Below are 26,600 nucleotides of genomic sequence, written 5' to 3'. Positions count from 1 at the left end.
CACCAACGCCCGCAGGGGCAGATTCGAGGAACCATGTACGACGGACAACCGCAACCTGGCCGCAACGACGAGTGCTGGTGCGGCAGCGGACGCAAGTACAAGAAGTGCCACCACGACATCGACGAGCGCCTGCAGGCCCTCTACGAGGCCGGCGAGGAGGTGCCCCAGCGCAGCCTGCTGAAGACCGCCGCCGACATCGAGGGCGTCCGCCGCAGCGCCGCCGTGAACATCGGTGCGCTCGACTACGTGGCCGAGCGCATCGGGCCCGGCGTCACCACCGCCGACATCGACCGATGGGTGCACGACTACACCGTCGAGCACGGCGCCATCCCCGCGCCGCTCGACTACGAGGGCTTCCCCAAGAGCGTCTGCACGTCGGTCGACGAGGTGGTCTGCCACGGCATCCCCCGCGAGGACGAGGTGCTCAAGGAGGGCGACATCATCAACGTCGACTGCTCCACCATCCTGGACGGCTACTACTCCGATTCCTCGCGCATGTTCTGCATCGGCGACGTGCCGCCCGAGAAGGCCGACCTGGTGCGCGTGACGAAGGAGGCCGTCGAGGAGGGGCTCAAGGCCGTCAAGCCGTGGGGGCATCTCGGCGACATCGGCGCCGCGGTGAACGCCTACGCCCAGGCCCACGGCTACAGCGTGGTGCGCGAGTTCGGCGGCCACGGCATCGGGATCGAGTTCCACGAGGACCCGTTCGTCAGCTTCGTGACCGAGCCGGGCACCGGCCCGGTGCTGGCGCCGGGGCTGATGTTCACCATCGAGCCCATGATCAACCTGGGCAAGCCTGACATCGACATGAGCGACCCCAACGGCTGGACCGTCCGCACCGCCGACGGCCTGCCCACCGCCCAGTGGGAGGTTCAGCTGGTGATAACCGAGGACGGCTACGACCTGCTGAGCTGGTAGGCGCAGGCAGGAGGGGCCGTCGCGCTTCCGCCGGCCCTCTGGCGCCGCCCCTGGCAACCTCCCACCCCCCCTCGCGAGCCGCGCCGGGTGGTTCGGGCAGGAGGGGCCGTCGCCGCGGCGCATCCGCCAGGTTTTTCGCGCAATAAGCTCCCGACCTGGGGTTGGCAACCACGGGGCGCCTGAAAATGATGCCGCAAGTTGGTAGATCGGAGGCGTCGGCTACCGTAGAGTGAGGTGCGTCGACAACCTCTTCCAACCGCCGATCACCCGAAAGGACTCGCCATGAGCTTTCGCGATAACCTGCAGCACCTGCGCGCCACCCACTCCATGACCCAGGAGCAGCTGGCGCTGATGCTCGGCGTCAGCCGCCAGTCCGTCACCAAGTGGGAGGCCGAGCGCGCCTACCCCGAGATGGACAAGCTGCTCAAGCTCTGCCAGATATTCGACTGCACCCTCGACGACCTGGTGCAGGGCGACCTGACCGCCACCTCCCCCACCCCGCGCGGCCAGGCCGTGGCCGCCGCCCTGCGCGAGAGCGCCGCCGCGCCACCCCAGGACGTGTGCGGCTACGACGAGCACATGCGCGCCTTCGCCCGGAAGATCGCCACGGGCGTCGCCGCCATCCTCCTGGGCGTGTCGCTGCTCATCTTCACGGGCACGGCCGCCGAGCGCTTCGATCCGAGCCTCGAGGCGCTCGGGCTCATCCCGCTGTTCGCCGGCATCGTCATCGGCGTCGGGCTCATCCTCTCCGGCTCGTTCCAGCACACCGAGTTCCAGCGCAGCCATCCCTACATCCAGGACTTCTACAGCGAAGGCGACCGCCGCGCGGCCCAGCGCTCGCTCACCGCGAGCATCGTCATCGGCATCTCCCTCATCTTCATCGGCGTGGTGGCCTCGATCCCCGCCGACGGGCACGGCGACTTCGCCGAGGGCATCGCCGGCGGGTTCCTCGTGGCGCTCGTGGCCGCGGCGGCGTGGCTGATCATCCGCTCGGGCATGCTGCTCGCGCGGCTGAACGTCGCCAACTACAATGCGAGCCGCGAGCAGGCCCTGGCCGAGAGCGACACGTGGAAGTACGTGCGCGAGGCCAGCGCGGCCGAGCTGCGCGGCGTGTACACTGACGAGCAGATCTGCGAGATCCTGGGCATCCCGGACGCCTCCGACGTCGAGATCGCACGTGCCCGGGCGCGCCTGGAGCGGCGCCACCGCAAGAGCCAGCTGTCCGGCGGGCTGTGCGGCATCATCATGATCCTGGCCACCGTCGCCGGCATCGTGATGCTACTGGTGCCCGGGTACCAGACGCCGTACTTCTGGATGGCGTGGGTCATCGGCGGCCTGCTGTGCGGGGTGGCCAGCATCTTCGTCTCCACCTTCGTGCGGGACGACCCCGCGGCCTAGGGCAGCGGGCGGCCGCCGCATCGCGGGCCGGGCGCCGCATCGCGGGCGGCGGCCGCATCGCAGGCCGGGCGGCGCGACGGCCTAGGCCTCCGTCCAGAGCACCGGCGTGACCAGGCCGTCTCGGGCGCTGCCGATGACGTCGTGCGGCCCCTGACGCAGGTAGCAGCCGGCGAAGCGGCCGGCGTGCAGGTAGAGCCCGAGCAGGTTGCCGAAGGGGCGCGGCGCGGCCGTGAAGTCGCCGGGGCGGCCGTAGAGCGGGATGGCCGGCGTGGCCTGGGGCGCGAAGAACTCCTGCACGATCCACGGCGAGCCGCCCTCCTGGGCGAGCGCGGCGTCGATCAGGCGCGACCATTCCTCGGGCGTGTGCTCGGCGCCGGCCTGGACGTTCTTGCTCGCGTACCAGTCGGTCGGCTTGAGCACCCAGCGCCCGGGGTGGGCGCGCACGGCGCCCAGGTCGAGGTCCGGGTCGTCGAGAAACGCCGTGCGGGGGATGTGCGCCTCGACGAAGGCACGCTCGGCGGACGTGAGCAGGGCCTGGGCGGCCGGGCGCCGCAGCACGGCGAACAGCTGCTTGTCGTGGGCGATCTGCGTGGCGAAGCTGCCGATCATCTCCACCTTGCGCTGGCGCAGCGCGTCGATGAGCGGCTGCACCTCGTCCCAGTGCTGGAGCAGGTCGACCACGATGCAAAAGCGCCAGATGACGTCGATGTCGACATCGCCCTCGCCCGCCAGCGCCGCGTTGCCGTGGAGGCGGCTGCCGTCGAAGGAGAGCTCGCGCACGTCGAACACCGAGCAGGCGAAGCCGGCGCGTTCGAACAAGGGGATGAACCGCTCGAGCTCGCGCGCGTCGGGATCCGGGCCGTCAAGGCACGCGACGATGGCGACCTGCGGGTGGGCGGGGGCGGCGGGAACGGGCGCGGCGGATGCGGCGGCATCCGGCGCGCCGGCCGCGTGTCCAGCGGGGGCGGGCGACGCGGATGCGGAGGGCGCGGCGGGAACGGCCGGGGCGGCTGCGGCGCGCGACTCCCAGATGCGGGCGAACGTGCGCACCCAGCCGTCGAACTGGCGCTCCACGTCGTCTTCCAGCTGGTGGCGCGCGGCGAAGCGGCGGTACGCCTCGCCCTCGCGGATGGCGGCCAGGGCCTCGCGCGTCTCGTTCATGCCGCTCGACGAGTCGGTGTTGAACTCGCAGAAGCGGAAGTCGCCCGTGACCTCGTCGAACATGAGATCGACGCGCGCCATCGGCAGTGGCTCGGCATAGCCGCGGGGCAGCAGCGCGAGCTCCTCCACGCGCGGGTCGAGCCGGAACTCGCGGCGGAAGGCCGGGTCGGCCTGGTAGCGTTCGATGACCTTGGCGAGGATGCCGTAGATGCTGGTCGCGATGGCGTCGAGGTAGGCGCGGGTGCGCGGCCCGTAGACGCGGGGCACGTAGTTGAGGGCGACGGGCGCGCCGTGGTACCACGCGGTGCCCTCGCCCATGCGCCGCCACGCCGCGCGACGCCCGGCCTCGTCCCCGCCGAGCTCGGCGATGACGTCGAGGTACTCGCAAGTGAGGGGCGACGCCTCGTCGACGTAGCTCGCCGCGCGGGGCGCTGACGTACCGCTCTGCGCGGGGGCCGATGCCGCGCGGGCATCCCCTGCGAGCGCCGCCTGCTCGGGGCGACCCGTCGCCTGCGCGGGACAACCTGCCGCGTTGCTGCTCTGACCTGCTTCCATGGCGCTTCCTTCGGGGATCTCGAGGGCAAAAGATGACCCTGCGGGTATACCACAACACGCCGCGCCCGCCGTCCCGCGCCGCGCTCACGGCACGAAAACCCAGGCCAAGCGTTGCCCACCCGGCAAGAAGGCGCCGCGCACCGAAGCCGGACGAGCGCCACCTCCCCAACAGGTGGCCTTGGACACTTTTCCACCGCGTGCTGGCAATCTATCGAGGTTTGGCATACAAAGAAGGCCGCCTCGTCCTTGCGCTGCAAGAATGCCCCGATCCTCACCAAGCCGCGACCTGGGCAAACAACACCCTCGTCGTGGTCAACACGAGAAAATGCGGCGTACCCGGCAGCCGCCAGTATGCCAAACCTCCTTCTTTTGCCACCGCGCGATGGAAAAGTGTCCAAGGCGCAGCGGGAGGCCCCAGCGGGCAGGCACGTGGCCGGCGCTACCTGCCCAGCAGGTGGCGGATGGCGGCGATGGGGTGCTTGGTCATCATGCGCGGACCGGCGTAGCGCATGACCTGGCGGATCTGCTCGCGTTCTTGGGGGCGATAGCAGTGGTAGGGGCACTGCTCGCAGGAGGTCTTCGTGTGCATCTGGCGGCAGCGGTCGGTGCGCAAGATGGCGTAGTCGTCCACGGCCTTGCATTCCGGGCACACCGGCTCGCCGCAGTAGGCGCGCTCGGTGCGCACAGCGGCATCGTGGCTGCCGGCGCAGTAGATGGCCACCATCTGCGATATGGTGCGCTTCTCGCGCTCACGGCGCCGGGCGACGGCCTCGGAATCGGCAGATGCGGATGCGCGGCGAGCGCCCGAGGTCGGGACGGACGCACAGGAGGCGATAGCCGGGGCGCCCGACGACGCGCGGCAGGCGGCGCCGGGGGCGTGCTCGCCGCCGGCAGAGGAGGAATCTCGGGAAGTGTCAGTATTGTTAACCATGGTTCACACTATAGCATAGCCCGCTGCCACGCACAGGATATCCACGACCTCCTTACCGCGAACCCGCGCTCGCGGCATCCCTCTCGGCGCCTCCCCGACGTAGCCCTAACCGCGAGCCTCGGCAAGCGCGGTCGTCTAGGACGCGACGGACGCCGTGGGCGCGACAGGTGCCGCGGGCGCGGCGGGCGCGACTGGCGCAGCGGACGCTGCGGTCGTCTAGAGCGCGGCGGGTGCCTCGGGCGCGACTGGCGCGGCGGGTGCGACGGGTGCTTCGGGCGCAGCGGGGACGTTGACCTCCACCTTCCCCATCGTCGCCAGCAGCCCCAGCAGGGGCACGTCTTCCGGATCCTCCACCTCCACGCCGCCGAGCGTGACCGCACCGCGGTCGACGGACGCCGAGAACACGCGCCAATCGAGCCCCGACAGCGCGAACCCAGCCGCCATCAGCGTAATCCCCAGCGCCGCCAAGATGGCGGCCACGTGGCCCATCATCTTCTGCGCCTTCTCCATCTTCTCCTCCTTAAGCGCCCGCTTACCACGGGACGCGTCGCATCACATCGCCAAACCGAATCAACCACGCACTCCGAGCGCAACCCATCAATCGACGCGCTCAGGGCGCCTCCCGCGCTGCGGCCACGCCGCAGCCATAGCCCGGGAGCCGCCGGCCCCCGGCGCCCCGGGAGCGACGCGCCGCCCGCCATGCGCCGCTCGGCGCGCAGCGGGCGCCCTCACGCCACGGCCACGGCCATGACCTCGGGGGCCGCCGGCCGCTCGCGGCGGAAGGGCGAGAGCGCCTTGCGCGCCCACGCCCGCGAGAGGCTCGCCAGGCGACGGCTGGACGCGAGCGCCGCGCTCAGGCACGCGAGCCCGAGGGCAGCCGCCAGCAGGCCCTCCCCCGCGTAGGCAAGCGCGAAGGGGATGTTGCCGGTCAGGGCTCCCGCCAGCGCGATGACCAGGGCGATCGGACAGGCCAGCACGCCCGCGCCCGCGATCAGCCACAGCGTCGCGGCGAGCAGCCAGATGCACAGGTAGCCCGCCAGCGCCACCGCGGCGAAGGCCAGCAGCAGCGTCAGCCACACGGGCGAGCCCAGGATGAGCGCCACCCAGAGCAGCACGCGGCTGTGCCGGCGCGTCTTCGCCATCGCGCGGGGCACCGGCGGCATCTCGTCGAGGACGGCATCGGCCACGGCACCAGGCGACCCGAGCGCCGCGACGGCCTGCTCCTCGGTCATGCCCTCCTCCATGCGATCGTCGATGGCCTCGGCGTAGAACGCGCGCCACTCGGCCACGCGCGCCGCCGGCAGGCACGCGAGCAGCGTGCCCAGCCGATCGAGAAACTCCTGCTTATCCACGAGATACCTCCTCGTCCGTCAAATCTTTCACGCTTCATGGCGCCGGGATGCCGCGCCGGCATCCGCGCAGTCAGCGTCACTGCTACGTTGGCGTCCGCGCCGGGGAACCCGCCATGCGTGAGCGCGATGGCTCGCAAGCGATGACGGCGTGCGACCCCGTCGCTCGCGCTCCTAGGCGCCCTGCGGGCGCAGCATGGCGCCCGATCGGGCTGTTCCCGCCGCGCTCTGGCGCGCCGACGCGCCCGAGGGGCCGGCTCCGCGGGACGCCCTCGCTGGTGCGGAAGCCGACGGCGGCGCGAGCTCCTCCGATCCACCGCATGCCGCCAAGGCGGAAGGCGCCTTCGATCCGCCGTCGCCCGCCGTCTCCAATGCGGGCGCTGCTGCCGTGCGGGCACCTGCCGCGTCCGTCGCTTCGTCGCACGCCGGCTCCGGCGCGAGTATCGACTCCTCGACGTAGCGGTAGAGGCCGCGCACCTCGTCCTGCTCGGCCAGGAAGGCGCGCAGCCTGTCCTGCCCCGCCGCGGTGATGCGGTAGTACTTGCGGAGGCGTCCGTTGTGCTCGGCCGAGCGCTCGGCGACCATCCCGTTGCCCTCCAGCCGCTTGAGCAGCGGATACAGCGACGACTCGGTCAGCCCCAGGCTAGCGGGCACGTCCTTGATGATCTGATAGCCGTACGACTCGCGCCGCCGCAGCGTCGCCAACACACACGCCTCAAGGAACCCCCGCTTCATCTGAGCATCCATAATACCTCCCTTCGTCATATACTATATATTACATAGTATATGACTGCAAGTGGGAAATCATCCAAACAAATGTTTCACGTGAAACATTTTCGCGCCGCTTCGCTCCAACTCCGCCAGCACCCGCCCCGCACGGCAGCCCCGCACAACATCGGAACCAGAATGCGCGGCGAACAAGGAGAAGGGGTGCGGGGTGCGGACACAGATGGAGCCGAAACGTTTCACGTGAAACATCCAGCATTCGGCAGAAATGGAGGGGGGGGGGCGAGGGGAATGGAAACGAGGGAACGAATGTTTCACGTGAAACATTTTTGCGCCCGTGCGATAGCCGAAAGAGGGCACGATGGGCCAAAAGCAAATGAGAGATAAAGCAAAAAGGGCATCAAGCGAAGCGCACGGCGAGGTGTGCGCCGGGCGAGGTGTGCGCACGGCGACGTGTGCGCCGGGCGAGATGCACGGCAGAAGCGCGCGACGAGGCGGGGGGCCGGGCGAGGCGTAGGCGGGCAGGCTAGAGGAAGCGGAGGGCGGAGATGGCGGCGAAGGGGATGCGGGTTCGGATGACCCAGAGGTCGTGGTAGATCTCGTCCTTCTGGCTGACGCGACCCTCGCAGGTGACGTAGGCCTCGCCGTCGTAATAGGTGACGCTCACCAGGGAACCGCGATCCGCTTGGGCGAGGACGGCGTTGAGCTCGCGGGCCTCGTCCTCGGAGAGCTCGCGGCGGGGCGCGGGGATGCGCTCTCGCTCGTGCACGAGGTCGTAGTAGCCCCGCAGCGCCGCGAAGGGGACGAACTGGCGCGCACGGTCGGGGTGCGGCCGGCCGAGAACCCGCGGCGCCGCGACGTCCTCATCGGGGAATCCCCACTCCCCCGCCTCAAACTCATCCGCACCCGCATCGGTGGGGACAACAGCGACTGGACGTAAGACGGGGGCATCGGGCATGCCGACGCCGGCAGGCGCGTTGGCACGCGCAGGCATGGGAGTGGACGCGCAAACCCCAGCCGCATCAGTGGGGACAACCGCGGCGGCGTGCGGAATAGAGGCGCCAATCGCACCCGTCGCGGAAAGAGCATCAGTCGCGCCCGCGCCAGCGCATGAGGGCGCGGAGCAGACTGGCACGGCGGAGCGCGGGGCATGGGCGTCGGCCGCAGGCGCGGCGGGTCGCGCGGACGCGGCGGATGCGACAACCGGGGCGGTAGCGCGGGCTGGCGGAATGGGAGCGTTAGGCACGGTGGCCTCCTACCATGGTGTTTCGCTCTCGGGCGGTGGCCTTTTCCTGGAAGCTGGTGCCCTTGAGGAGGGCGTTCTTGCCGAACTTCTGCTTCACGGCCAGGACGGCCTCCTGCATGCGGCGCTCGCGGCCCTCGGCCTCCCAATCGGTAAGCAGGTCGTAGGTGGCCATGTCCTCGTCCACGAGGTTGCCGAAACCCAGGCTGATGCGGCGGATGGCCTTGGAGGGATCGACGATCTCCTCGTAGAGCGCGTCCACGTAGCCCTGGAGCTTGCGCAGCGAGCTGGTGCGCTCGGGAATCTTGCGGGTGGCGTGGGCGGCGGCGCCCCAGCGGCCGCCGACCGGACGCGCGCCGTGCTCGCCGACGAATACCTCGACCGCGCCCGCAGCGCCGGGCTCGCCGGGCACGTCGGGCGCCCCTCCCTTGCCGCGAGGCGCCGACCCGTAGCCCACCATGAGCGAGATGTGGTTGGTGACCAGGCGCTTCTCCACCAGGTCGAGCACCGAGGCATCCACCATCTCGCGCAGGACGATGCGCGCTTCGTCATAGGAGTAGGCGCCGGGGAGGATCTGCCCGTTCATGATCGAGGCGCTCTCGGGGCGGTAGGCCTTGATCTCGGCGATGGTGCACGGCTCGAGGCCCCAGGCGTGGTCGATGAGGTACTCGGCGTTGACGCCGAACTCCTTGTAGAGCACGTCGGGATCCATCTCGGTGACGCCCTTGAGATCGAACACGCGGTACTTGGCCAGGCGCCGGGCGATGCCGGGGCCGATGTTCCAGATGTCGGTGATGGGGCGATGGCGCCAGATGAGGCGGCGGAACTCGTCCTCATCCAGAAAGCCGATGAAGTCGTCGGCGTGCTTGGCCGTCACGTCGAGCGCCACCTTGGCGAGGAACAGGTTGGTGCCGATGCCGGCGGTGGCGAGGATACCCGTCTCGGCGCGCACGGCCTCCATCAGCGTGACGGCGAACTCGCGCGCGGTCATATGGTAGAGCGTCAGATAGGGCGTGGCGTCGATGAAGCACTCGTCGATGGAGTAGACGTGCACGTCATCGGGCGACACGTAACGCAGGTAGATGCCGTAGATGTCAGCCGACACCTTCATATAGGTGCGCATGCGCGGCACGGCCACCTCGTACTTGACTCCCGGCGGGATCTCGTGGAGGCGACAGCGGTTGGGGATGCCGAGCGCCTTCATCGCCGGCGTGATGGCCAGGCAGATGGTGGTGCCCGAGCGCTCCGGGTCGGCCACCACCAGGTTCTCGGTCAGGGGGTCGAGCCCACGGTCGACGCACTCCACCGAGGCGTAGAAGCTCTTCAGATCGATGCACACATATGTTCGTTGCTTCGTCATGTGGGCTACTATACCACGGCATGGGATGGAAAGGCATCGCATAAGAACATAAGTTCGTGAATAAGAAAGAAAAACGCCTGCGTGGGATGAATGCAGGACAGCAAGGCGTCTTTCTCAAAATGAAGAAGCCCGGCGTGCCGCTGAAGGCGAATCGCCATGATAGTGTCTCAAAAAGAGGCTCTGACCTCGTATGTTACAGATGATTCACCCGGCGGGTGCCCCTGGGGAACAACCGCGGTAGCACCCTCTTCGCATGCGGATCCCACCCTAGAATGGGTTGCGCGGCCAGGGCCCGGCCGCCACGGAACATCCCACGCGCCACCCGGCGCAGGCACAGGAAGATACAGGATCATGGACGAAGCAGCGAAGAAGGCTCAGGAGCGTATCGACGCCGAGATGGCCGCCGCCGACGAGAAGGCCGCCGCGGCGGCGCAGAAGGCCGTTGAGGGCGAGGGCGGCGAGGTGCGCGTCGGTGAGTTCGACCGCACCGCCTCCGAGATGCACTAGGCACGAGCGGCACGACGCGAGGGGCCCGGCGCGGCTATCGTCCGCCGGGCCCCTCGCGTCTGGCGCCCTGATGCTGGCTGCGACGGGACGTACGGCGCGGATGCCAGGCACCTCGCCCGACACCCGCGCCAAGCGCCGCCAGCGCGCCGCAGCCGCTTCTGGCCCTAGTCGTAGACGAGGCCGAAGAAGTCGCGCAGGGCGGCGGCGCGATCGGCATCGGCCAGATCGAGCTGGCGACGCGTCGCGCCCTCGCGGATGACGAGGCGGTCGCCCGTGAGGGACACGTGGCCCGACGCGGTGCGCAGGTTCGCCATCTCCTGGTCGCGGAACTCCGTCCCCGGCTGCGAGCACGCCAGGCTAAGCGCCTCGAAGTCGGCGTCCTCCACGCGCGCGACGCACAGCTCCAGCACCCCCAGGCGCTCGCCGGGCTCCTCCCCCGCGGCGTCCGGGCGGAAGCGGTCGACGCGCCACCAGCACGCGTCGAGCGGTACGGCCTCGAACCACGCGCCCGCCGCGAGCTGCGGGCCCACGGGCGCCAGGCGCAGCGGGGCGGCCGGCGCAGGGCCGCCATAGCCGACGTCGGCCAGGAGCAGGTCGCCGTCCAGCGCCACCAACAGCCCCCGGTGGTTGATCGGGTCGCGCTGGCCGGGCACGTCGGCCGAACGGCTGAGGCACGGGCGCGCATCGTAACCGAGCGCCATGAGCAGCGCCTCGAAGAGCTTGTTGAGCTCGAAGCAGTAGCCGCCGCGGCGCCGGCGCACCATCTTGTCGAAGAGCGCGGAGAGGCGCAGGTCGGGCGCGCGCCCGGCACGGCAGAGCCCCACCGTCTCGAAGGGGACGCTCGTGAGGTGGCGCTCCATCAGCATCGCCAGGTTGGCGGCCGTCGGCGCGGGACGCCCCTCGACGCCGATGCGCGCGAGGTAGTCGGTGATCTGCGAGCCAGTGAGCATAAAGGGCCTTTCGAGGAGAATCCGCCACGGGCGGGCGTGGCACGCGGCAGGCGTTGCGAGCGCAGCGGGCGCACCTGCATGTGGCGAGTGCGGTGCGCACGGCGAGCGCCGGCGGGCGTGCTTGCACACGGCGGTGCACGGCGTGCGCTGTGGGCGCGCCACACCCGCCGCGCGGGGGGGGGCGGCGAAGCCTCACCCCCCCCCGCCAGCGCTAGCGGTAGGACACCTTGGAGTGGTTCACCAGCCAGGAGAGGGCGGCCTCGCGGCGAGCGAAGACCTCAGCCTCGGCGGTCATGCCCTGGTCCTTCAGCTGCTCGTAGATCTTGATGCGCTGCTCGAGGTCGTCGCCGGGCATCTGGGCGATGATGGCGTCGTCGTCCAGCTCGATTCCCAGGTGGTCGGCCAGAGCGTCGATGGCGCAGGTGATGCGCAGGGCGTCGGCGGGCATGCCGGGCAGGGCGTCGGCCGGGTCGGGCTCCTCCACCAGGCGCTTGGCCAGCTCATCGAGCACCAGATCGGGGAAGCTCGGGTCGTCCTTGGCCATGTCGGGCAGGCCGAACTGCCGGGCCACGCCCTCGCGGAACTCCTCGACCGTCGTGGCCGGCGCGAAGTGCTCGGCCACCAGCTCGTCGGTGAGCTCCGGCGTCACGCAGTACAGGATCTTCTCGACGTCCACGCCCATGGTCAGCGCCGACGCGCTCCCCTGCGCCGCCAGCGGCATCTTGATGGCGGCCTCCACCTGCCGCGTCTCGCCCGCCTTCGCGCCGATCAGCTCGTCGTCGAAGGTCTTGGGCATCTCGCCAGCGCCCACGTGGTAGACGGAGTGCTCCATCTGGAAGTTGCGCGCGGGGTTGCCGTCGAGCGCCGGGTCGTGGGTGGTGACCACGAGGAAGTCGCCGGGCAGCACGCCGCGGTCGTCGGCCACCTCGTGGTACTCGGCCATCGGCTCCAGCATCTTCGCGATCTGCGCGTCCACCAGGGTAGGCGGCACCTGGGGCTTGGGGAGCTCCAACTCGACGGGCTCGTAGGAGGTCAGGGTGTAGGTGCTCATGTTCGTTCCTTTCTCGAGGGAAGTGATACCGGGGAAGAGATTTGCCGCGCGGCGCCCGCCGCTACACGTCCAGCTCCTCTACCATCTCGCGCAGGCGGCGCTGGCGGTCGGACAGGATCATCGGCTGGTTGTGCCCATAGTACGACGGGCTGCCGAACTGGGCGATGAAGCGGGCCGAGGGCGTGCGCTGGGTGAGCTCGGTCACGAAGACGAGCATCTCCTGGGCGTCGCCGAAGGCCTCCTCCAGGAAGGCGAAGGCGGCGGCCAGACGCGCCTCGGCGGCCGCGGCGGCCGGCGCGAGGTCGGCGCGGGCCGCGAAGGCGGCCTCCACGCGGGCGAACGCGCCGGCCCCCTCGCCCGCGCCCGGGGCGGCCTCGCGGGCCACCTCCTCCAGAAGCGCGCGCTCGTCGGCCGCCTGGCGCCGCCGCGCCGCCGACGAGCCGCCCGACGCCGCCAGCGCCGCGCGGTCGCGCTCGCGCCGCGCCATCACCTCGTCGAGGGCCGCGCGCACCTCGGCGCCCGCGTCCACCGCGGCCCGCACGCCGCGCAGGTCGTCGCGCACGGCCGTCAGCACGTCGACGCGCCCCATGATCGCGCGGTGCTCGCCGTCCAGCGCGTCCAATAGTAGCCCCACCAGCGAAAGCCGCTCGTCGAAGGGCGCCTCGCGGGCGCGCTCCACCACGCCCTCTGGCGCGGCGCCGGCCAGGATGTCGTCGACGCGGTAGTCGTCGCGGTACTTGCCGAACAGCTCGTAGTAGGCGGCGAACTCGCCCGCCACGCGCTCGTTCTGCACGTAGTGGGCGACCAGCTCGCGGTCGACCGACTTGCCGAGCCGCTCGTAGGCGCCGATCATGTCGGACAGGTCGTCCCAGCCGCGCGCCGTGACGAACGCCTTGCCGTCCAGCGTCGACTCCATCACGTAGAAGCGGTCCTTCTTCACGTCCAGGAACGTGAGCACGGCCGGATGCACGCCCTTGTCGGCGGCGTAGGCGCGCCACGCGGCGTAGTCGGGCTCCACCGCCACCCGCTTCACGCGGTCGAGCGTCACCACGTCGAACTCGTGGACCGACCGGTTGTACTCGGGCGGGTTGCCCGCCGTCACCACGATCCAGCCCTCGGGCACCGCGTGGCGCCCGAACGTCTTGAACTGGAGGAACTGGAGCATCGACGGGTAGAGCGTCTCGGACACGCAGTTGATCTCGTCCAAAAACAGGATGCCCTGCTCCCGCCCGCTCTCGCGCATGCAGTCGTAGACGCTCGCGATGATCTCGCTCATGGTGTACTCGGACGCGTCGTACTCGCGCCCGCCGTACTCGCGCCGCACGATGACCGGCAGGCCCAGCGCGCTCTGGCGCGTGTGGTGCGTCATGGAGTACGACACCAGGCCCAGGCCCAGCTCGTCGGCTATCTGGGCCATGATGGCCGTCTTGCCGATGCCGGGCGCCCCCACCAGGAAGATGGGGCGCTGCTGGCTGGGCGCGAGCAGCGGCTCGCCGTGCTCGTCGCGGGCCAGGTAGGCCTCGATCGTGTCTCTCACCTGCTGCTTCGCCTTGGCTATGTCCATGGCCGGCCCTCGCCTTCCCTATCGCGCCGGGGTTCCGCCACCGTGACGGAGCCCACCCCCAGCTCCCTCTCGTCCATGATGACCTTGAGCGCCCACGGGGGCACCTGCGGGTCGGAGTAGCCGTCGTCCAGGAAGACGAAGGCCGCGTCGTACGGCGGCGGCTTGCGGGGGTAGGTCCCCTCGCCGTCCGTGAAGTAGATGAGCCCGCGCAGGTCGCGCAGCTCGCCGCGCTCCTGGAGCCGGGCCACGTGGTCGAACACGGGGCGGAAGTCGGTGCCGCCGAACCCCTTGAGCTCGAGGCCGTCCAGGTACAGCTCGAGCGCCTCGAGCGACGTGATGACCGTGTCCTCCTGCACCCGGGCGTCGCACTGGATGACGTGGACGCACACCCGGTCGTGGAAGCTCTCGGACTGCTTGAGCAGCGTGTAGGTCTTGCGCATGAACGCCTGGACGACCGCGCCCGAGCACGACTCGGACGTGTCCACGGCGATGACGAAGTCGCGGATGCGGCGATCCTCGCGGTACTCGAGCGGCTCGATGAGCGGCAGGTTGCCGTAGCGGGCGAGCCCGTAGGTGTAGTAGATGTAGTCGAACTCGTCGTCGTTGACGCCGAGCGCCTCGTGGAGTGCGGCGAAGCGGCGCAGGAAGGCGCCGTAGTCGCCCGTCTCGCGGTTGACGGCGCGCAGGGCCACCGCCAGGCTGCCCGCGCCCTCGCCCTGGCGGATGAGGCGCGTCTCCAGCTCCACCTGCATCTGGCGCCCCACGTCCTCCCAGGCGCGCGCCAGCTCCTCGCGCGCGGCGGCCCCGGGAGCCTCGGGCGCCCCGTCGGCGCCGCCCGCGCCCTCGCCGGACGCCGCCGCGTCGTCGGGCGCGTCCCGCCCCGCGTCGCCAGAGGCCGCGGCGGCCTCGTCCCCGGCGTCGTCCGCGGCGGCGCCCCCGTCGGGGCGCGGCACCTCCACGGGCCCCTCGGCCACCTCGTCGAGCGCCTCGACGTCGCTCCCCTGCGCCGTGCGGGCGCCGCCCTCGGGCCGCCCCTGCCCCGCGTCCGCCGCCTCGGCGCCGCCCGCGGGCGCCGGATCCTCGGCGTCGGCGTACCACAGCGCGTGGGAGTCGTGGCAGAACAGCGGGGCGAGCGAGGCCAGGTCCACCTTGTTGCCCTCGTTGGAGAACAGGTGGTAGAGCCGCTCGGCCGTGATGACGCCGTCCACCTGCGCGCGCAGAAGGCGCAGCGACTGGCGGGCGCGCCGGTCCATGTTGGACGGGAAGTCGTCGCCCATGAGGTCCAGGATGAGCGCCTCGATGGCGATGTCGCAGGCCACGTCCCACGGCTTGCGCAGCACCGAGTACAGCAGAAACGGATGGCGGAAGATGCAGTGGAACAGGCAGTGCGCCACGTCGCGTACCACCTCGGCCTGCCCCAGGCGGAAGCGGTCGACCACGTAGACCGGGTCGTAGACCAGGCTGCGCCCGTCGCTCGAGATGCCGTAGAGCTCGAACAGCGGCACGAGCGGCATGCGCCACAGCGCCCGGTCGAGGAAGCGGAAGCGCACGGCCAGCGTGGTGCGCGCCTCCTCCAGGATGGCCGCGGCCACGGGCGCGCACGCCTCGAAGCGCGCGCGGCGGCGCGCCATGCGCTCCTCGGTCGCCAGGCTCACGCGCTCGCCGTCGCCGTCGGCGCGGCCGTCCGCCGCCAGGCGCTCGCGCGCGGCGCGGGCCAGCAGCGCCACGTCCCCCTCCGCGATGGGCGTCTCGTCTCTCAGGGCCATCCCCTCACCTCCCTACAGGCTCATGTCCAGGCCGGCGCCGACCCAGCCGCGCCGGCACCCCAGCTCCAGCAGCGTCGCCGTCGCCTGGGCGTTGCCCGCGCGCGTGGCGGCGCGCAGCTCGTCCTCGACGGCGTCACGGCCCAGAAGGCCCCACGCCGCCAGGTCCTCGAGCGCCTCCAGGTCGCCCCGCTGGGCGAACAGCCGGCAGACGGCGGCCTGCTTGCGCGCGAGGATGCCGCGGTAGATGGCCGCCATCTCCCCGTCCAGCCGCACGGGGCGCCGCAGCCGCCCGAGCGCCGCCGGCGCCAGCTCCTCGATGGCCGTGGCGTGGGACACCCACGAGTCGTAGTAGGCGAACTGGAAGGCCGTCCCCTCGGCGTCGGTGCCGATGAGGTGCGTGTAGGTGCGGTAGCGCGGCGACAGCGACGGCACGGGGAACTCGCCGTCCGCCCAGCCGTCGAGGGGCCGCGGGAACTCCACCCGCAGAAGCGGGATGGACCGCGCCACCGACAGCGCCCCGGCGCACACGCTGTGCAGGTGCCCGTGGACGGTGAGCTCGTCGACCCCCGTGGCGCCCAGGAAGGCGCCCGGCGCCAGGCGGTTCACCGCGTCGGGGATGCGCACGCGCGAATCGGGCCCCACGTACAGGAGCGCCTTGTCGGCCCCGCCGTCACCGGCGCCCCGCTCGCACAGAAGCCCGCTCTCCACGTAGAAGCGCGGGTTGGCCGGGTCGAGCTCCATGTCCTGGAGCGGCCGAGACGACCGCAGCGGGTTCTCCCCCTGCACGAGCAGGGCCGAGTCCCCCAGGTGGCCCAGGTCGCGCGGCAGGCGCAGCCGGCGCACCGCCGTGTCCATGAGCGCGCGGTCGCCGATGGAGCGCACCGTGGCGGGCAGCGCCACCTCGCGCAGCCCCCGCGCGCCGCGGAAGGCGTCGTCCCCGATGGCCTCAAGCCCCTCGGGCAGCGTCACCGCGCGCAGCGTGGCGTTGCGCAGGCAGGCGCCGTCGAGCACCCGGGGCGTGCCCGGGCGCACGGCGTAGGCCGGCACGCAGCTCAGAAGCTCGGCGAAGGCGCCGTCGCGGTACAGGCCGCCGTCGGCGTCCACCGCGAGCACGGGGTTGCCCGCGTCCACCGTGATGGCGCCGGCGTGGGCCGCGCGCTGGGCCGGGGTGGCGCGAAAGGCGCCGCGCCCCAGCTCGCGCAGGCTCGCGGGCAGCGCGATGCGCTCCAGGGCGGTCTGGGCGAACGCCTCGGCGCCGACGGCGCGCACGCCCTCGGCCAGAAGGCACGCCCGCAGCGCGGCGCAGCCGAAGAAGGCCTTCTCCCCCACCTCGTCCACCGTGCCGGGCACCGCGACGAAGGCGAGCCCCGACTTGGCGAAGGCGAGCCGGCCGATGCGGCGCAGCCCCTCGGGCAGCGACACGCGCTCCAGCCCGTCCAGCGAGTCGAAGGCGCGCGGCCCCACCTCGACGCACCCGTCGGGCACGTCATAGGCCGCGCACGGCACGATCAGGGCCACCAGCACGCGGCCGTCCCGGGAGAACAGCGCGCGGCCGTCGGTGGAGAAGCGCGGGTTGGCGGGATCGACCGCCACCGACAGGCGCGCCCGCGGCCCGTGCGGGCCGGGCTCCACCACCTCCACCTCGGGCCCGATGACGAGATGGTCGACGATCCCGCCCTGCAGGCGCCGCGGGTCGGGCCCCGCGCCGGCGCCCTCCCCACCGGTCGCGGGCCGCACCCGCGGCGGCGCCGGCGCGGCCGTTCCGCGCGCCGCGCGCAGCCCCTCCAGGGCGGGATCGTCGATCATCTCCAGGTTGCGCAGCTCCACGGGGCTCAGCCGCACCGACGGCAGCGGTCGCTCCGGCTCGCCCGCGGCACCCGCCGCGTCCGGCGCATCCGCCGCGCATCCGCCGCCCGCGCCATTCGCGCCATCCGCGGCACGCGCCGCACCCGCCGCGCCCGCGCCGCACTCCGCGTCCGCGCCTTCCGCGTCCGCGCCACCCGCGCGCGCAGCCGCCGCGTACTCGGCCCGGCGCGCCACCAGGTGGCGTCCCTCGGCCAGGTCGCGCATCACGACGCCGAAGGGCAGGACCCGCGGGCTCTCATCCCCGCGGGCCGTGCCCTCAAGACGCTCCCTCTGTGCGAAGCCGTCGCCCATGGGCCTACTCGGTGGCCGCCTCGGCCGGCGCGCCGGCGCCCGGCTCGCCCTGCTCCTCGGCGCTGTAGGTGCGCACGAACATGAGCAGCACCGCCGCCGCCAGGCAGCAGGCCGCGATGGCCCAGCCCGCGGCCGTCCAGCCCATGCTCTCGGCCACGGCGCCGATGAGCGGGGGGCCAACGAGGATGCCGGCGTTGAAGCCGATGCACACCACGCCCGTGGCCACGCCGGCCAGCTCGGGCCTCCGCACCGTCTGGGCCGTCATCGTCCACAGCACGCAGGGGAAGCCCGCGTCCATGAAGCCGTACACGATGGTGAAGACGACGAGCGGAGTGGGGTTGTCCAGCGTCATGCCGAACAGCGCCACCACGCCGTAGAGCACCAGCGCCACGGCGCCGAAGGCCTTGCGGTTCTTGATGTGGTTGAGCGCCGTGCCCATGATGATGGCCGCCACCACCGCCGCCAGCGAGAAGTAGCCGACCCACATGTTGGCGCCCTCGCCGATGCTGGGCACCGTGGCCCAGTAGGTGGCGATCCAGTTGACGAAGCCGAAGCAGCCCATGCAGAACAGGAACGTGACCAGGGCCATGATCCAGGTGGGCACCGACTTCATGCCCTCGGCGATGGACACGTCGGGGCTCTCGACGTCGGCATAGCTGTCCTCGGGGCGCGGGCTCTTCACGCAGATGACGTAGAACACGAGCGCCACCACGCAGGCCGCCAGGCCGAACCACCACATGCCCTGCCAGCCGAAGGCTGTCGTCAGCACGCCCGCCAGGAAGAACATGACCGCCTGGGCGCCCATCTGGTACACGGCCCAGATGCTCATGGGCAGGCCGCGCTTGGCCTCGGGGAACCACATGGCGATGATCGACGGCCCGATGACCGAGATCAGCCCCACGCCGATGCCCTCGATGACGCGACTCGCCATGAGCAGCGCCACGCTGCCGGCGAAGATGCCGATGAGCGAGCCCGCGATGGCGCACACCAGCGCCAGGATGCCGCTCTTCTTGGGGCCGAGCTTGTTCAGGATGATGGACGCCGGGATGGCCATGATGATGCCCACCAGCGAGAACAGCGAGCTCAGCCAGCCCGCCGATGCCATATCGATGCCGAAGGCGTTCTGCAGCGTCACCATGCACGGCGCCACCTTGTTCTGCACGAGCGCGAGCGCCACGCCGGCGAAGATGGTCACCAGGGCGACGGTCCAGGCCCTTTTCATATTCATGTAGATCTACCTCGTCTCCGGGCCCGCGGGCCCGTTGCTTACGGGGACTCCAAGCACCAGGGGGCGCGGCGGTGCCAGACCGCTGCGCCCCCGGGTTCTCAAGGTCCGTCGAACAGGTTACTTGGCCGCCTTGGCCGCCAGCTTCGCCTGCTGCTCGTCCATGATCGCCTGCTCCTCCGGCGTCATCGACCCCTCGGAGTGCCCGTGGTAGTACGTCTTCACGAACACGAAGAGCACCGCGCCGACCACCGAGGCGATGGCCAGCGGCACCGTGGCCGCCGCCCAGCCGTAGTTCTCGATGAAGAACCCGGTGATGGGCGGGCCCAGCAGGGTGCCGATGTTCAGGCCCACGTTGAGGATGCCGATGGACGTGCCCGCGTACTCCGGCTTCTTCGCCGTCGACGGGATCATCGTCCAGTAGGCCGTGGGGATGGCGCCCTCCAGGAACGGGTAGATGATGATGAAGGGCAGCAGCAGGGCCGGGTCCTCCATCCTGAAGCAGAAGAACAGGATGAACGTGTACAGCGCGAAGCCGATCACGCCCATGAAGCGGCGGTTGCCCAGCTTGATGTGGTTCATCACCCAGCCGAGCAGGATGACCACCGGCACCTCGATGGCGTACATCACGGACACCCACCAGTTGGACTGGTTCATGTCGCCCGCGAAGAACTCCTGGGCCCAGTACAACGAGATGTAGGTGGCGAAGCCGAAGCAGCAGAACGTGAAGATGAGGCCGCACGCGGTGAGCACCCACGTCGAGCCGGACTTGAAGCCCTCGCCGAAGTGGAACTCCTCCGGGTCCTCGCCCTCGGCGTAGTTGGGCATGTCGCCGTCGGGCTCCTTCACCTTCCACTGGTAGAGCACCAGCGCGATGACGCACAGGATGAACACGAACCACCACACGCCCTGCCATCCCCAGTTGGCGGCCAGGCCGCCGCCGAAGAAGAACAGGATGGTCTGGGACGCCATCATCCACGATCCCCACACGCCCATGGGCAGGCCGCGCTTCTCGGCCGGGAACCACATGGATATGATGGCGGGGCCGACCACGGCGATCATGCCGACGCCCACGCCCTCGATGACGCGGGTGGCCAAGAGCATCCAGAACTCGGTGCAGAACGCGCCGAGCGCGCAGCCGATGGCGCAGCAGGCCAGCGAGATGACGCCGATCTTCTTGGCGCCGAGCCGCTGGAGCAGCCACGACGCGGGCAGCGCCGTGATCATGCCCATGATGGTGAACACCGAGGTCAGCCAGCCGGCGTCGGTCTCGCCGATGCCGAAGTCGGCCATGACCACGTCGATCACCGGGGGCACCTTGTTCTGGGCGCTGGCCAGGGCCAGGCCCCCGAGGAAGGCGATGATGACTATCAGCCACGCAGTGGTGGTCGCCTTTTGCTTCCTTGTCATGAATTTCCCCTCTCAACCGCTATTCATATGCAGGAGAACTAGGGTTTCAGTGAGATCGCGGGGTGAGGAGCCGCGGCGGGGCGCATCCCCGGCGGCGTCGCGGGGCGGCGGGGCGTCTCAGGCGCCCGCCTCCCCGAACTCGTATCCGCAGCGGCGGCAGGTGTCCCGGCTCCCCAGGACGTAGCTGCCGCAGGAGGGGCAGATCTTGGTGCGCCCCTCCTTGAGGCAATCGCCGCACAGCGGCCTCTCGAAGGGCGTGCAGAAGAAGCACGCCTTCTTCACCTCCGCGTTCAGGTGCGTGACCGCCTTGGCGTCATCGTGTTCGAGGACCTCCCCGCACTTCGCGCACACCTCGCGATCGTAGGGGTTGTACCACCCGCACTGCGGGCACGGCACCGGGTACTTGAACTCAGCCTTCTTATGGCAACGCTGACACCAAGGGCTGCAGGTCCTGCAATTAGGCATGAGGGCCTCCCCTCCTTATGGACGATCCTCTCACCTAACGGTCACGCGACGGGCCTGGGGCCTAGGCCTTCGGGGCGCCGGGGGCCTTGGGCGCGGGAGCGCCGGGGGCCGGCGGGGCGCCGGGGGCCGTGGGGGCGTTGTCGAGGCCCTGGGGGGTCAGCGAGATCTCCTTCGGGGCCGCGGGGGTCGAGGCCGCGATGGCGTCCTCAGCCGCCTTCTTGGACTCGGCCAGGTCGGCGCCGCACTTCTTGCAGGTGGCGTCGGTGGGCTTGTTGAAGGTTCCGCACTCAAGGCACTTGACGATGGTCACCGTGGCGGCAGGTCTAAAACACATAGCTTCTCCTCACTCGCTCTGTGCCGACCCTGGGGGGCCGGCGCCCCGGTTGCACGGGAGGGGCGCCGGCGTTGGGTCGGGGGATTCTTACTGCTCGGGCACGTACACCCAGGAGCGCGGGGTGGCCTCAGCCAGCTTCGCGAGCTCCGACACCGGGCCGTACTTCATGCAGGCGGCCTGGCAGTGATGCACGCAGGTCGGGAGCTTGCCCATGGCGGTGCGGTCGGCGCACAGGTCGCACTGCGACGTGAACACGGGCAGGTTGTTGTACTCGTACTTGCCGTTGGCCATCATGCGCGGGCCGTCCTCGAACAGGATGACGCCGTTGGCCTCGCCGGCCTTCCAGCCGTGCTCGACCTTGCAGGCCATCTCGCAGGAATGGCAGCCGGTGCACCACTGATAGTCGATGAAAAGACCGTACTTCTCAGCCATCTTAGAAACCTCCCTTGCGGGTCACGATCTCGCTGGGCGAGCAGTCGTTCTCCTTCGTGACCGGATAGATCTTGCAGATCTGGTTCGCGTAGGGCGCGCCGTACAGCGTCGGGCCGGTGACGCCCTGAACCGTCAGATTGTTGATGTTGGAGTCGAACACGCCGAACAGGTTGGGCTCGGCACCCTCGGTCTCGGGGAACCACCAGCCGTGCTCGGAGCGCACGGTGTCGGGCTTGAGCGACGGGTTGATGCGGACGCGCTGCTTGCACTTGCCGCGCATGTTCTCGACCCAGATCCAGTCGCCGGCGCACACGCCGATCTTGGCGGCGGTGTCGGGATGCAGATCGGTCAGCGGATCGGGATGCGACTCGCGCAGGCGCGGAACCTGGCGCTCCTCGGAGTGGAAGTACTCCCAGGTGCGGGCGCCGGTGGTGAGCACGTACGGGTACTCCTCGAACAGCTCGGGGGTGGACACGGGGCTCTCAGGCGGCTCCTCGTAGTACGGCATCGGGTCGAAGCCCCACGCGTCGAACAGCGTGTTGAACAGCTCGCACTTGCCGGTGTTGGTGTTGAAGCCGGGCTGCCCGTCGTCGCGGAGCCAGCCGAGCTCGTACTTGCGGTACGCCCAGTCGTCCGGCCAGTCGATGACCTTCTCGACCAGCTCGGGGAACGTCTCGTCGGTCTTGTGCGGCCAACCGGCGTGGAAGCGGTTGCCGGACTGGATCCACCAGGTCATCAGCTCGACGTCGGTGTTCCAGGGGAACAGCCGCGGCTCGAGGCGCTTGCCGAGCTCGAGGATGATCTGCTCGTCGGACTTGGCCTCGTAGTAGTCGGCCACCTTGACGATGGAGCGCAGCGGCCACCACCACACGCGGGCGGAGTTACGCTCGGAGGACATGCCGCAGGGCAGCACGATGTCGGCGCAGGCGATGGCGGTCGGGGTCATGAAGACGTCGACGACCACGTTGTAGGACACGGAGCGCATGGCGCGGTACACGCGGGGCGCGTCGGCGGCCATGTTGGCGATGGGGTTGGTCGACTGGATGAACAGCATCTTGATCGGGTAGGGCTCGCCGGTCTCGATGGCGTTGAGCACGGTGTCGCCGTTGGCGGTGGGGTCGAAGCCCAGCGCGTGCAGCGGGGAGGTCTCGACGCCGAGCATCTTGCCGAGCATCTCGTCGGACAGGTTCCACATGCCGCAGCCGTAGGAGTCCGGGATGTCGTAGGCGCAGCGGGGGATCATCATGCCGCCGGGCACGTCGATGTCACCGCAGATGGCGCCCATGGAGAGCAGGGCCTGGGCCAGCGGGATGCCGCAGACGGTCTGGTCGACCTTGAGGCCCCACTGGATGGTGCCGGGGTTGGCGCCGGCGAAGGCGCGGGCGGCCTGGCGGATCAGCTCGGCGTCGACGCCGGAGATCTCGGCGGCCAGCTCGGCCGGGTACTCCTTGCAGCGCTCGGCCAGCTCCTCGAAGCCGTAGCACCAGTTCTCGACGAAGTCGTGATCGTACAGATCCTCCTCGATGATGGTGTTCAGCATGGCGATGACCACGGCGGCGTCGGTGCCGGGACGCACCTGCAGCCAGTACTCGGCCTTGGAGGCCAGCCAGGTGCAGGAGGGGTCGAGCACGATGAGCTTCGTGCCGCCCTGCTTCATGACGTCGACGATCCAGTGGCCGAAGAAGCCGTCGCCGTTGGAGACGAGGGCGTTGTTGCCCACGTTGAGGATGTACTCGGGATACACGTACTCGGGATCGGCGTAGCGCTTCTCGAGGTGCTGCGACATGTCAGCCACGAAGAAGTCGCCCATGAAGCAGTGGCCGATGGTGGTACGGGGCAGGTAGCAGGCGTCGCCCGACAGGAAGCCCAGCACGAAGTTGGGGCTGCCGAAGCCGGCGTAGCTCAGGTAGGGGGTCTGCCAGCAGATGTTGCGGCCGGTGCCCTGCATGGACACGATGGCCTCCGGGCCGAACTCCTCCTGGATCTCGCGGACGTGCTTCACGATGTCATCGTAGGCCTCGTCCCAGGTGATGCGCTCCCACTTGTTCTCGCCGCGCTCGCCGACGCGCTTCAGGGGGTACTTCAGGCGATCGGGATGGTAGAACGTCTCGACGACGTCGAGGCAGCGCATGCACAGACGGCCCTGGTTGTAGGGGCTCAGCGGGTCGCCCTCGATCTTCTCGACCTTGCCGTCCTTGGTGTAGTACAGAACGGAGCAGCCATTGTGGCAGCCGGGGGCCGTCCACATGTTGGTACGGGTGACGGTGTACTCGCCCTCCTGCCACTGCCAGTCGGTTTTGTAGACGTCTTTGTTGACGCCCTCGAGCTCGTTGGTAAGCATAGCTTGTTTACCTCTCTTCTCTCTCCGATTCGGAATGCCCTAGACTTCGCCGTCTTTGAGCGTGGGGCGACGCGGCTTCGTCCAATCGCGCCCCGAGGCGTCCTGGGCCTTCTGCTGCCAGGCCTGCTTGTTCTTCTCCGGATCGACCATCTTGCCGTCCTTGCGGGCCTGCTGGAAATCCCTGTCGAGGTCCTTCCTCTCCTCTGCCATCTGCATCCTCCTCTCGATTCATTCCGATGCTCAGTCGGAAGTCGCGAACTCGAGCGCGGCGGGTTTCGCATTCTCCGCGCTCTGGAGGGGGTAGTTGAAAGAGGCGTGCCAGCGGCGGCGCCCGCGGGGAAATTTTTTCGAGAAATTTCGAAGATCGCCGTTGACCTGGCGTTACCTGGGAACGGCATCGACGCGCCGGCCAGCGGCGGCAGGGCTGCCGCTGGGAAAAGAAAAACGGCCTTTCTCATATTGAGAGAGAAAGACCGTTGTGAAATCGTTTAAGAGCCCGGGAAGTCTCAATCTGTGACGCCTACTGCCGCAGGCCGTACTCCTTTATCTTCCGGTAGAGCGTCGCCTTGCTGATCTCCAGGAGCTCGGCGGCGCGGGCGACGTTGCCGCCGGCGTAGACCATCGCCAGCTTGATCGCCGACTCCTCCACCGCCTGCAGCGACAGCAGCTCGTCGGGCACCGACACCGTCTCGCCATCCGCCGCGCCCGGCTCCTCCCCGCGCGGCGGCAGCGGCATGCCCGCGGGCGCCGTCACCGGGGGCGTGGCCGTCGGCGCGTCGCCCGGCTTGGCCGCCTCCCCCTCCGCGGCCGCGGCGGTCGGCGCCTCCAGGGGCGCGAACAGCCCCTCGCGCCCCTCGCGCACGTACTGGGGCAGGTCGTTCACGGCGATGTCCTCGCCCGGCGCCGCGTAGAACGCCGAGTACACCGCGTTCTTGATCTGGCGCACGTTGCCCGGCCACGGGAACGTCGCGATGAGCCGCTCGGCCTCGGCCGTGAAGCCCGTCGGCCCCTCGTGGGCCTTGCGGCGGCACTCGTTGAGGAAGTAGTGCGCGAAGAACACCACGTCGCCGTTGCGCGCCCGCAGGGGCGGCAGCGGCACGGTGAGGATGGACAGGCGGTAGAGCAGGTCCTCGCGGAACGTCCCCTCGCGCACCATGGCGCCCAGGTCGCGGTTGGTGGCGGCCACCACGCGGAAGTCCACCTGGCGGTAGGCCTTGCCGCCCAGGCGCATGACGCGCTTGTTCTCCAACACGCGCAGAAGCGTCGCCTGCAGCTCCAGCGGCATGTCGCCGATCTCGTCCAGGAACAGCGTGCCGCCGTCGGCCAGCTCGATCTTGCCCGGCTTGCCGCCGCGCTCGGCGCCGGTGAAGGCGCCCGACTCGTAGCCGAAGAGCTCGCTCTCGATGAGGCGCGGCGGGATGGCGGCGCAGTTCACCGACATGAACGGCCCCTTCGCGCGCGAGGCGTTGTGGATGGCCTGGGCGAAGTACTCCTTGCCCGTGCCGCTCTCGCCGATGATGAGCACGTTCTCGCCGGTCATGGCGTAGCGCCGCGCCAGGTCGCGCGCCTCGTTCATGGCCATGCTGTTGCCCAGGATGTCGTCGAAGGTGATCGACGCCTCCTCGCCGGCGCCCGACGCGCGGCCCCGCGCGTTCTTCACCTCGGACAGCACCAGCACCAGCCCGTCGAGCGCGCCGCCCGCCACGCTGCGCACGGCGTTGCCGCGCAGGCCGAACTCGCGGCCGCCGACCGAGGCGATCACCTCACCGCCCTGGCCGTCGCCGAGCGCCTGGAGCACGCCGGCCCACGGCAGCCCCAGCACGTCCTCGGCGGGATGCCCCACCACGTCGGGCAGCGTCAGGTGCAGCAGGTGGATGGCCTCGGGGCTCGCGTGCTGCACGACGCCGGCCGCGTCGAGCACCAGGATGGGCTCGTTGGTGAACCCCATGGCGATGTCGAGCACGTGGCGCGCCCGCTGGCCGTATTCCGTGGCCGCCTCGAGCTTCTCACCGGTGGCCGCCAGCATGGCCAGGCTGTCCTGGAACACCAGCTGGTGCTCGAGGGCCGACGCGATGGACGCGATGAACCCCAGGGCGTGGGAGAGCAGCTTCTGGTAGTCCTCCGACCAGGGCTCGGCGGGCAGCGGCTGGGTGAGCAGCAGCGACGCGATGACGATGCCGTGCTTGTCGAAGACGGGCGCAGCCAGGGCCGCCAGCCCGTGGAGGGCGGCGCAGTAGTGCTCGGGCCCCACCACCGAAAGCGGCGTCTTCTGACGCATGCACAGGGTGTGGGCGTTGGTGCCCATGGAGGGCTCGTTCATGATGCTGCCGTCAGCCACCACGTCGTGGAGCACGAGGTTGCCCAGCTGCAGGACGGTCACGCCGTTGCGCGCGACCAGCTCGAAGATGTAGTCGTCGGCCAGGTGCAGGTCGTCAATGATGCCCATGAGCGGGCGCGCCGCCTCCACCAGGCCCCCGTAGACGGCCATGACCTGGCGCCGGTCCTCGTCGGAGAGCGGCACGGCCAGCACGGTGGCGTCCGGGTCGACGCCGGCGCTGCGGCAGCGGTCCCACGACTCGGCTATCTCGGGACGCAGCGCCGGGCAGGGCGCCAGGAGGACGCCGTCGGCGATGAAGCGGCGGCGTGCCTCGGCGAGGGCCTCCCACGCGGAGCGCCCCATCGCCGGCGCGCCCCCCTGCCGGGGATCCAAGATGCGCCGTACCTCGTAGTCCCGCTCGCCCATGGCTCCCCCCTTCG

At 70.2% G+C, this 26,600-nt stretch carries 23 protein-coding genes; 3 read left to right on the top strand and 20 right to left on the bottom strand.

What is annotated here, in order from left to right; translation table 11 throughout:
- Positions 1–33: 33 nt before the first annotated feature.
- Together LPT13_RS02110 and LPT13_RS02105 are read left to right on the top strand one after the other, a co-directional pair.
- Entirely contained in the window at positions 34–918 is an 885-nt protein-coding gene (locus tag LPT13_RS02110; protein ID WP_242163006.1) for a methionyl aminopeptidase, read from the top strand.
- Positions 919–1,200: 282 nt separating this feature from the next.
- Positions 1,201–2,316, top strand: coding sequence for a helix-turn-helix transcriptional regulator (locus tag LPT13_RS02105; protein ID WP_242163004.1), 1,116 nt, complete (start codon positions 1,201–1,203; stop codon positions 2,314–2,316).
- Positions 2,317–2,397: 81 nt separating this feature from the next.
- Here LPT13_RS02105 and LPT13_RS02100 read toward each other — a convergent pair whose 3' ends face one another.
- From LPT13_RS02100 to LPT13_RS02070, 7 genes are all read right to left on the bottom strand, one after another.
- Positions 2,398–4,032, bottom strand: a complete 1,635-nt coding sequence (locus LPT13_RS02100; RefSeq protein ID WP_242163002.1) for an ATP-grasp domain-containing protein — start codon at positions 4,030–4,032, stop codon at positions 2,398–2,400.
- Between the two features lie 439 nt (positions 4,033–4,471).
- On the bottom strand, positions 4,472–4,963 hold the full coding sequence (locus LPT13_RS02095) for a nitrous oxide-stimulated promoter family protein (protein ID WP_242162999.1): 492 nt from the start codon (positions 4,961–4,963) through the stop codon (positions 4,472–4,474).
- Positions 4,964–5,179: 216 nt separating this feature from the next.
- On the bottom strand, positions 5,180–5,473 hold the full coding sequence (locus LPT13_RS02090; protein ID WP_242162997.1) for a hypothetical protein: 294 nt from the start codon (positions 5,471–5,473) through the stop codon (positions 5,180–5,182).
- Positions 5,474–5,691: 218 nt separating this feature from the next.
- Entirely contained in the window at positions 5,692–6,315 is a 624-nt protein-coding gene (locus LPT13_RS02085) for a DUF1700 domain-containing protein (protein ID WP_242162995.1), read from the bottom strand.
- A gap of 171 nt (positions 6,316–6,486) precedes the next feature.
- Positions 6,487–7,059, bottom strand: a complete 573-nt coding sequence (locus LPT13_RS02080; protein WP_242162994.1) for a PadR family transcriptional regulator — start codon at positions 7,057–7,059, stop codon at positions 6,487–6,489.
- Between the two features lie 505 nt (positions 7,060–7,564).
- Complete coding sequence (locus LPT13_RS02075) at positions 7,565–7,996, bottom strand: YolD-like family protein (protein WP_242162992.1); 432 nt, start codon at positions 7,994–7,996, stop codon at positions 7,565–7,567.
- A gap of 280 nt (positions 7,997–8,276) precedes the next feature.
- The gene (locus LPT13_RS02070) at positions 8,277–9,641 is read right to left on the bottom strand and encodes a Y-family DNA polymerase (RefSeq protein WP_242162990.1); all 1,365 of its coding nucleotides are present in this window, start codon (positions 9,639–9,641) and stop codon (positions 8,277–8,279) included.
- 351 nt (positions 9,642–9,992) lie between these two features.
- Between LPT13_RS02070 and LPT13_RS02065 the strand changes: the two genes are divergently transcribed.
- Positions 9,993–10,148, top strand: coding sequence for a hypothetical protein (locus LPT13_RS02065; RefSeq protein ID WP_242162988.1), 156 nt, complete (start codon positions 9,993–9,995; stop codon positions 10,146–10,148).
- A gap of 164 nt (positions 10,149–10,312) precedes the next feature.
- On the opposite strand, the gene LPT13_RS02060 is transcribed toward LPT13_RS02065, so the two are convergent.
- The 13 genes from LPT13_RS02060 to LPT13_RS02000 form a co-directional block, all read right to left on the bottom strand.
- A complete protein-coding gene (locus LPT13_RS02060; protein ID WP_242162986.1) occupies positions 10,313–11,098 on the bottom strand; it encodes an arylamine N-acetyltransferase family protein in 786 nt (261 codons plus the stop codon).
- A 211-nt stretch (positions 11,099–11,309) separates the two neighbouring features.
- Positions 11,310–12,149 (bottom strand): trigger factor, encoded by an 840-nt coding sequence (locus LPT13_RS02055; RefSeq protein ID WP_242162984.1) that lies wholly within the window; start codon positions 12,147–12,149, stop codon positions 11,310–11,312.
- A 61-nt stretch (positions 12,150–12,210) separates the two neighbouring features.
- Positions 12,211–13,713, bottom strand: a complete 1,503-nt coding sequence (locus LPT13_RS02050) for an ATP-binding protein (RefSeq protein WP_242162983.1) — start codon at positions 13,711–13,713, stop codon at positions 12,211–12,213.
- Complete coding sequence (locus LPT13_RS02045; protein WP_242162981.1) at positions 13,704–15,479, bottom strand: vWA domain-containing protein; 1,776 nt, start codon at positions 15,477–15,479, stop codon at positions 13,704–13,706. The genes LPT13_RS02050 and LPT13_RS02045 overlap by 10 nt, the downstream gene beginning before the upstream one ends.
- A gap of 12 nt (positions 15,480–15,491) precedes the next feature.
- Positions 15,492–17,636, bottom strand: coding sequence for a leucine-rich repeat domain-containing protein (locus LPT13_RS02040; RefSeq protein ID WP_242162978.1), 2,145 nt, complete (start codon positions 17,634–17,636; stop codon positions 15,492–15,494).
- A gap of 4 nt (positions 17,637–17,640) precedes the next feature.
- The gene (locus LPT13_RS02035; RefSeq protein WP_242162976.1) at positions 17,641–18,864 is read right to left on the bottom strand and encodes an MFS transporter; all 1,224 of its coding nucleotides are present in this window, start codon (positions 18,862–18,864) and stop codon (positions 17,641–17,643) included.
- Between the two features lie 117 nt (positions 18,865–18,981).
- A complete protein-coding gene (locus tag LPT13_RS02030; RefSeq protein WP_242162974.1) occupies positions 18,982–20,271 on the bottom strand; it encodes an MFS transporter in 1,290 nt (429 codons plus the stop codon).
- Between the two features lie 117 nt (positions 20,272–20,388).
- Positions 20,389–20,736: a hypothetical protein gene (locus LPT13_RS02025; RefSeq protein ID WP_242162973.1), complete on the bottom strand. Its 348-nt coding sequence runs from the start codon at positions 20,734–20,736 to the stop codon at positions 20,389–20,391.
- 61 nt (positions 20,737–20,797) lie between these two features.
- Complete coding sequence (locus LPT13_RS02020; protein WP_242162971.1) at positions 20,798–21,070, bottom strand: hypothetical protein; 273 nt, start codon at positions 21,068–21,070, stop codon at positions 20,798–20,800.
- Between the two features lie 87 nt (positions 21,071–21,157).
- Entirely contained in the window at positions 21,158–21,502 is a 345-nt protein-coding gene (locus tag LPT13_RS02015) for a 4Fe-4S dicluster domain-containing protein (RefSeq protein ID WP_242162969.1), read from the bottom strand.
- 1 nt (position 21,503) lies between these two features.
- The gene (locus LPT13_RS02010) at positions 21,504–23,843 is read right to left on the bottom strand and encodes a molybdopterin-dependent oxidoreductase (protein WP_242162967.1); all 2,340 of its coding nucleotides are present in this window, start codon (positions 23,841–23,843) and stop codon (positions 21,504–21,506) included.
- 39 nt (positions 23,844–23,882) lie between these two features.
- Positions 23,883–24,053, bottom strand: a complete 171-nt coding sequence (locus LPT13_RS02005; protein WP_242162965.1) for a hypothetical protein — start codon at positions 24,051–24,053, stop codon at positions 23,883–23,885.
- A 310-nt stretch (positions 24,054–24,363) separates the two neighbouring features.
- Complete coding sequence (locus LPT13_RS02000) at positions 24,364–26,586, bottom strand: sigma-54 interaction domain-containing protein (protein WP_242162963.1); 2,223 nt, start codon at positions 26,584–26,586, stop codon at positions 24,364–24,366.
- Positions 26,587–26,600 lie beyond the last annotated feature (14 nt).

Origin of the sequence: Adlercreutzia faecimuris (assembly GCF_022669055.1) — a bacterium.
GTDB lineage: Bacteria > Actinomycetota > Coriobacteriia > Coriobacteriales > Eggerthellaceae > Enterorhabdus > Enterorhabdus faecimuris.
Note: the sequence above shows the minus strand (reverse complement) of the source record. Positions and strands in the feature narration are given on the sequence as shown.

Excerpts from the sequence above, each read along its gene's own strand:
- LPT13_RS02070 (WP_242162990.1), bottom strand. The coding sequence starts at position 9,641 with ATGACGAAGCAACGAACATATGTGTGCATCGATCTGAAGAGCTTCTAC.
- LPT13_RS02075 (WP_242162992.1), bottom strand. The coding sequence starts at position 7,996 with ATGCCCGATGCCCCCGTCTTACGTCCAGTCGCTGTTGTCCCCACCGAT.
- LPT13_RS02080 (WP_242162994.1), bottom strand. The coding sequence starts at position 7,059 with ATGGATGCTCAGATGAAGCGGGGGTTCCTTGAGGCGTGTGTGTTGGCG.
- LPT13_RS02010 (WP_242162967.1), bottom strand. The coding sequence starts at position 23,843 with ATGCTTACCAACGAGCTCGAGGGCGTCAACAAAGACGTCTACAAAACC.
- LPT13_RS02025 (WP_242162973.1), bottom strand. The coding sequence starts at position 20,736 with ATGCCTAATTGCAGGACCTGCAGCCCTTGGTGTCAGCGTTGCCATAAG.
- LPT13_RS02110 (WP_242163006.1), top strand. The coding sequence starts at position 34 with ATGTACGACGGACAACCGCAACCTGGCCGCAACGACGAGTGCTGGTGC.
- LPT13_RS02020 (WP_242162971.1), bottom strand. The coding sequence starts at position 21,070 with ATGTGTTTTAGACCTGCCGCCACGGTGACCATCGTCAAGTGCCTTGAG.
- LPT13_RS02055 (WP_242162984.1), bottom strand. The coding sequence starts at position 12,149 with ATGAGCACCTACACCCTGACCTCCTACGAGCCCGTCGAGTTGGAGCTC.
- LPT13_RS02105 (WP_242163004.1), top strand. The coding sequence starts at position 1,201 with ATGAGCTTTCGCGATAACCTGCAGCACCTGCGCGCCACCCACTCCATG.
- LPT13_RS02100 (WP_242163002.1), bottom strand. The coding sequence starts at position 4,032 with ATGGAAGCAGGTCAGAGCAGCAACGCGGCAGGTTGTCCCGCGCAGGCG.
- LPT13_RS02090 (WP_242162997.1), bottom strand. The coding sequence starts at position 5,473 with ATGGAGAAGGCGCAGAAGATGATGGGCCACGTGGCCGCCATCTTGGCG.
- LPT13_RS02040 (WP_242162978.1), bottom strand. The coding sequence starts at position 17,636 with ATGGGCGACGGCTTCGCACAGAGGGAGCGTCTTGAGGGCACGGCCCGC.
- LPT13_RS02050 (WP_242162983.1), bottom strand. The coding sequence starts at position 13,713 with ATGGACATAGCCAAGGCGAAGCAGCAGGTGAGAGACACGATCGAGGCC.
- LPT13_RS02045 (WP_242162981.1), bottom strand. The coding sequence starts at position 15,479 with ATGGCCCTGAGAGACGAGACGCCCATCGCGGAGGGGGACGTGGCGCTG.
- LPT13_RS02060 (WP_242162986.1), bottom strand. The coding sequence starts at position 11,098 with ATGCTCACTGGCTCGCAGATCACCGACTACCTCGCGCGCATCGGCGTC.
- LPT13_RS02005 (WP_242162965.1), bottom strand. The coding sequence starts at position 24,053 with ATGGCAGAGGAGAGGAAGGACCTCGACAGGGATTTCCAGCAGGCCCGC.
- LPT13_RS02095 (WP_242162999.1), bottom strand. The coding sequence starts at position 4,963 with ATGGTTAACAATACTGACACTTCCCGAGATTCCTCCTCTGCCGGCGGC.
- LPT13_RS02030 (WP_242162974.1), bottom strand. The coding sequence starts at position 20,271 with ATGACAAGGAAGCAAAAGGCGACCACCACTGCGTGGCTGATAGTCATC.
- LPT13_RS02000 (WP_242162963.1), bottom strand. The coding sequence starts at position 26,586 with ATGGGCGAGCGGGACTACGAGGTACGGCGCATCTTGGATCCCCGGCAG.
- LPT13_RS02035 (WP_242162976.1), bottom strand. The coding sequence starts at position 18,864 with ATGAATATGAAAAGGGCCTGGACCGTCGCCCTGGTGACCATCTTCGCC.
- LPT13_RS02065 (WP_242162988.1), top strand. The coding sequence starts at position 9,993 with ATGGACGAAGCAGCGAAGAAGGCTCAGGAGCGTATCGACGCCGAGATG.
- LPT13_RS02015 (WP_242162969.1), bottom strand. The coding sequence starts at position 21,502 with ATGGCTGAGAAGTACGGTCTTTTCATCGACTATCAGTGGTGCACCGGC.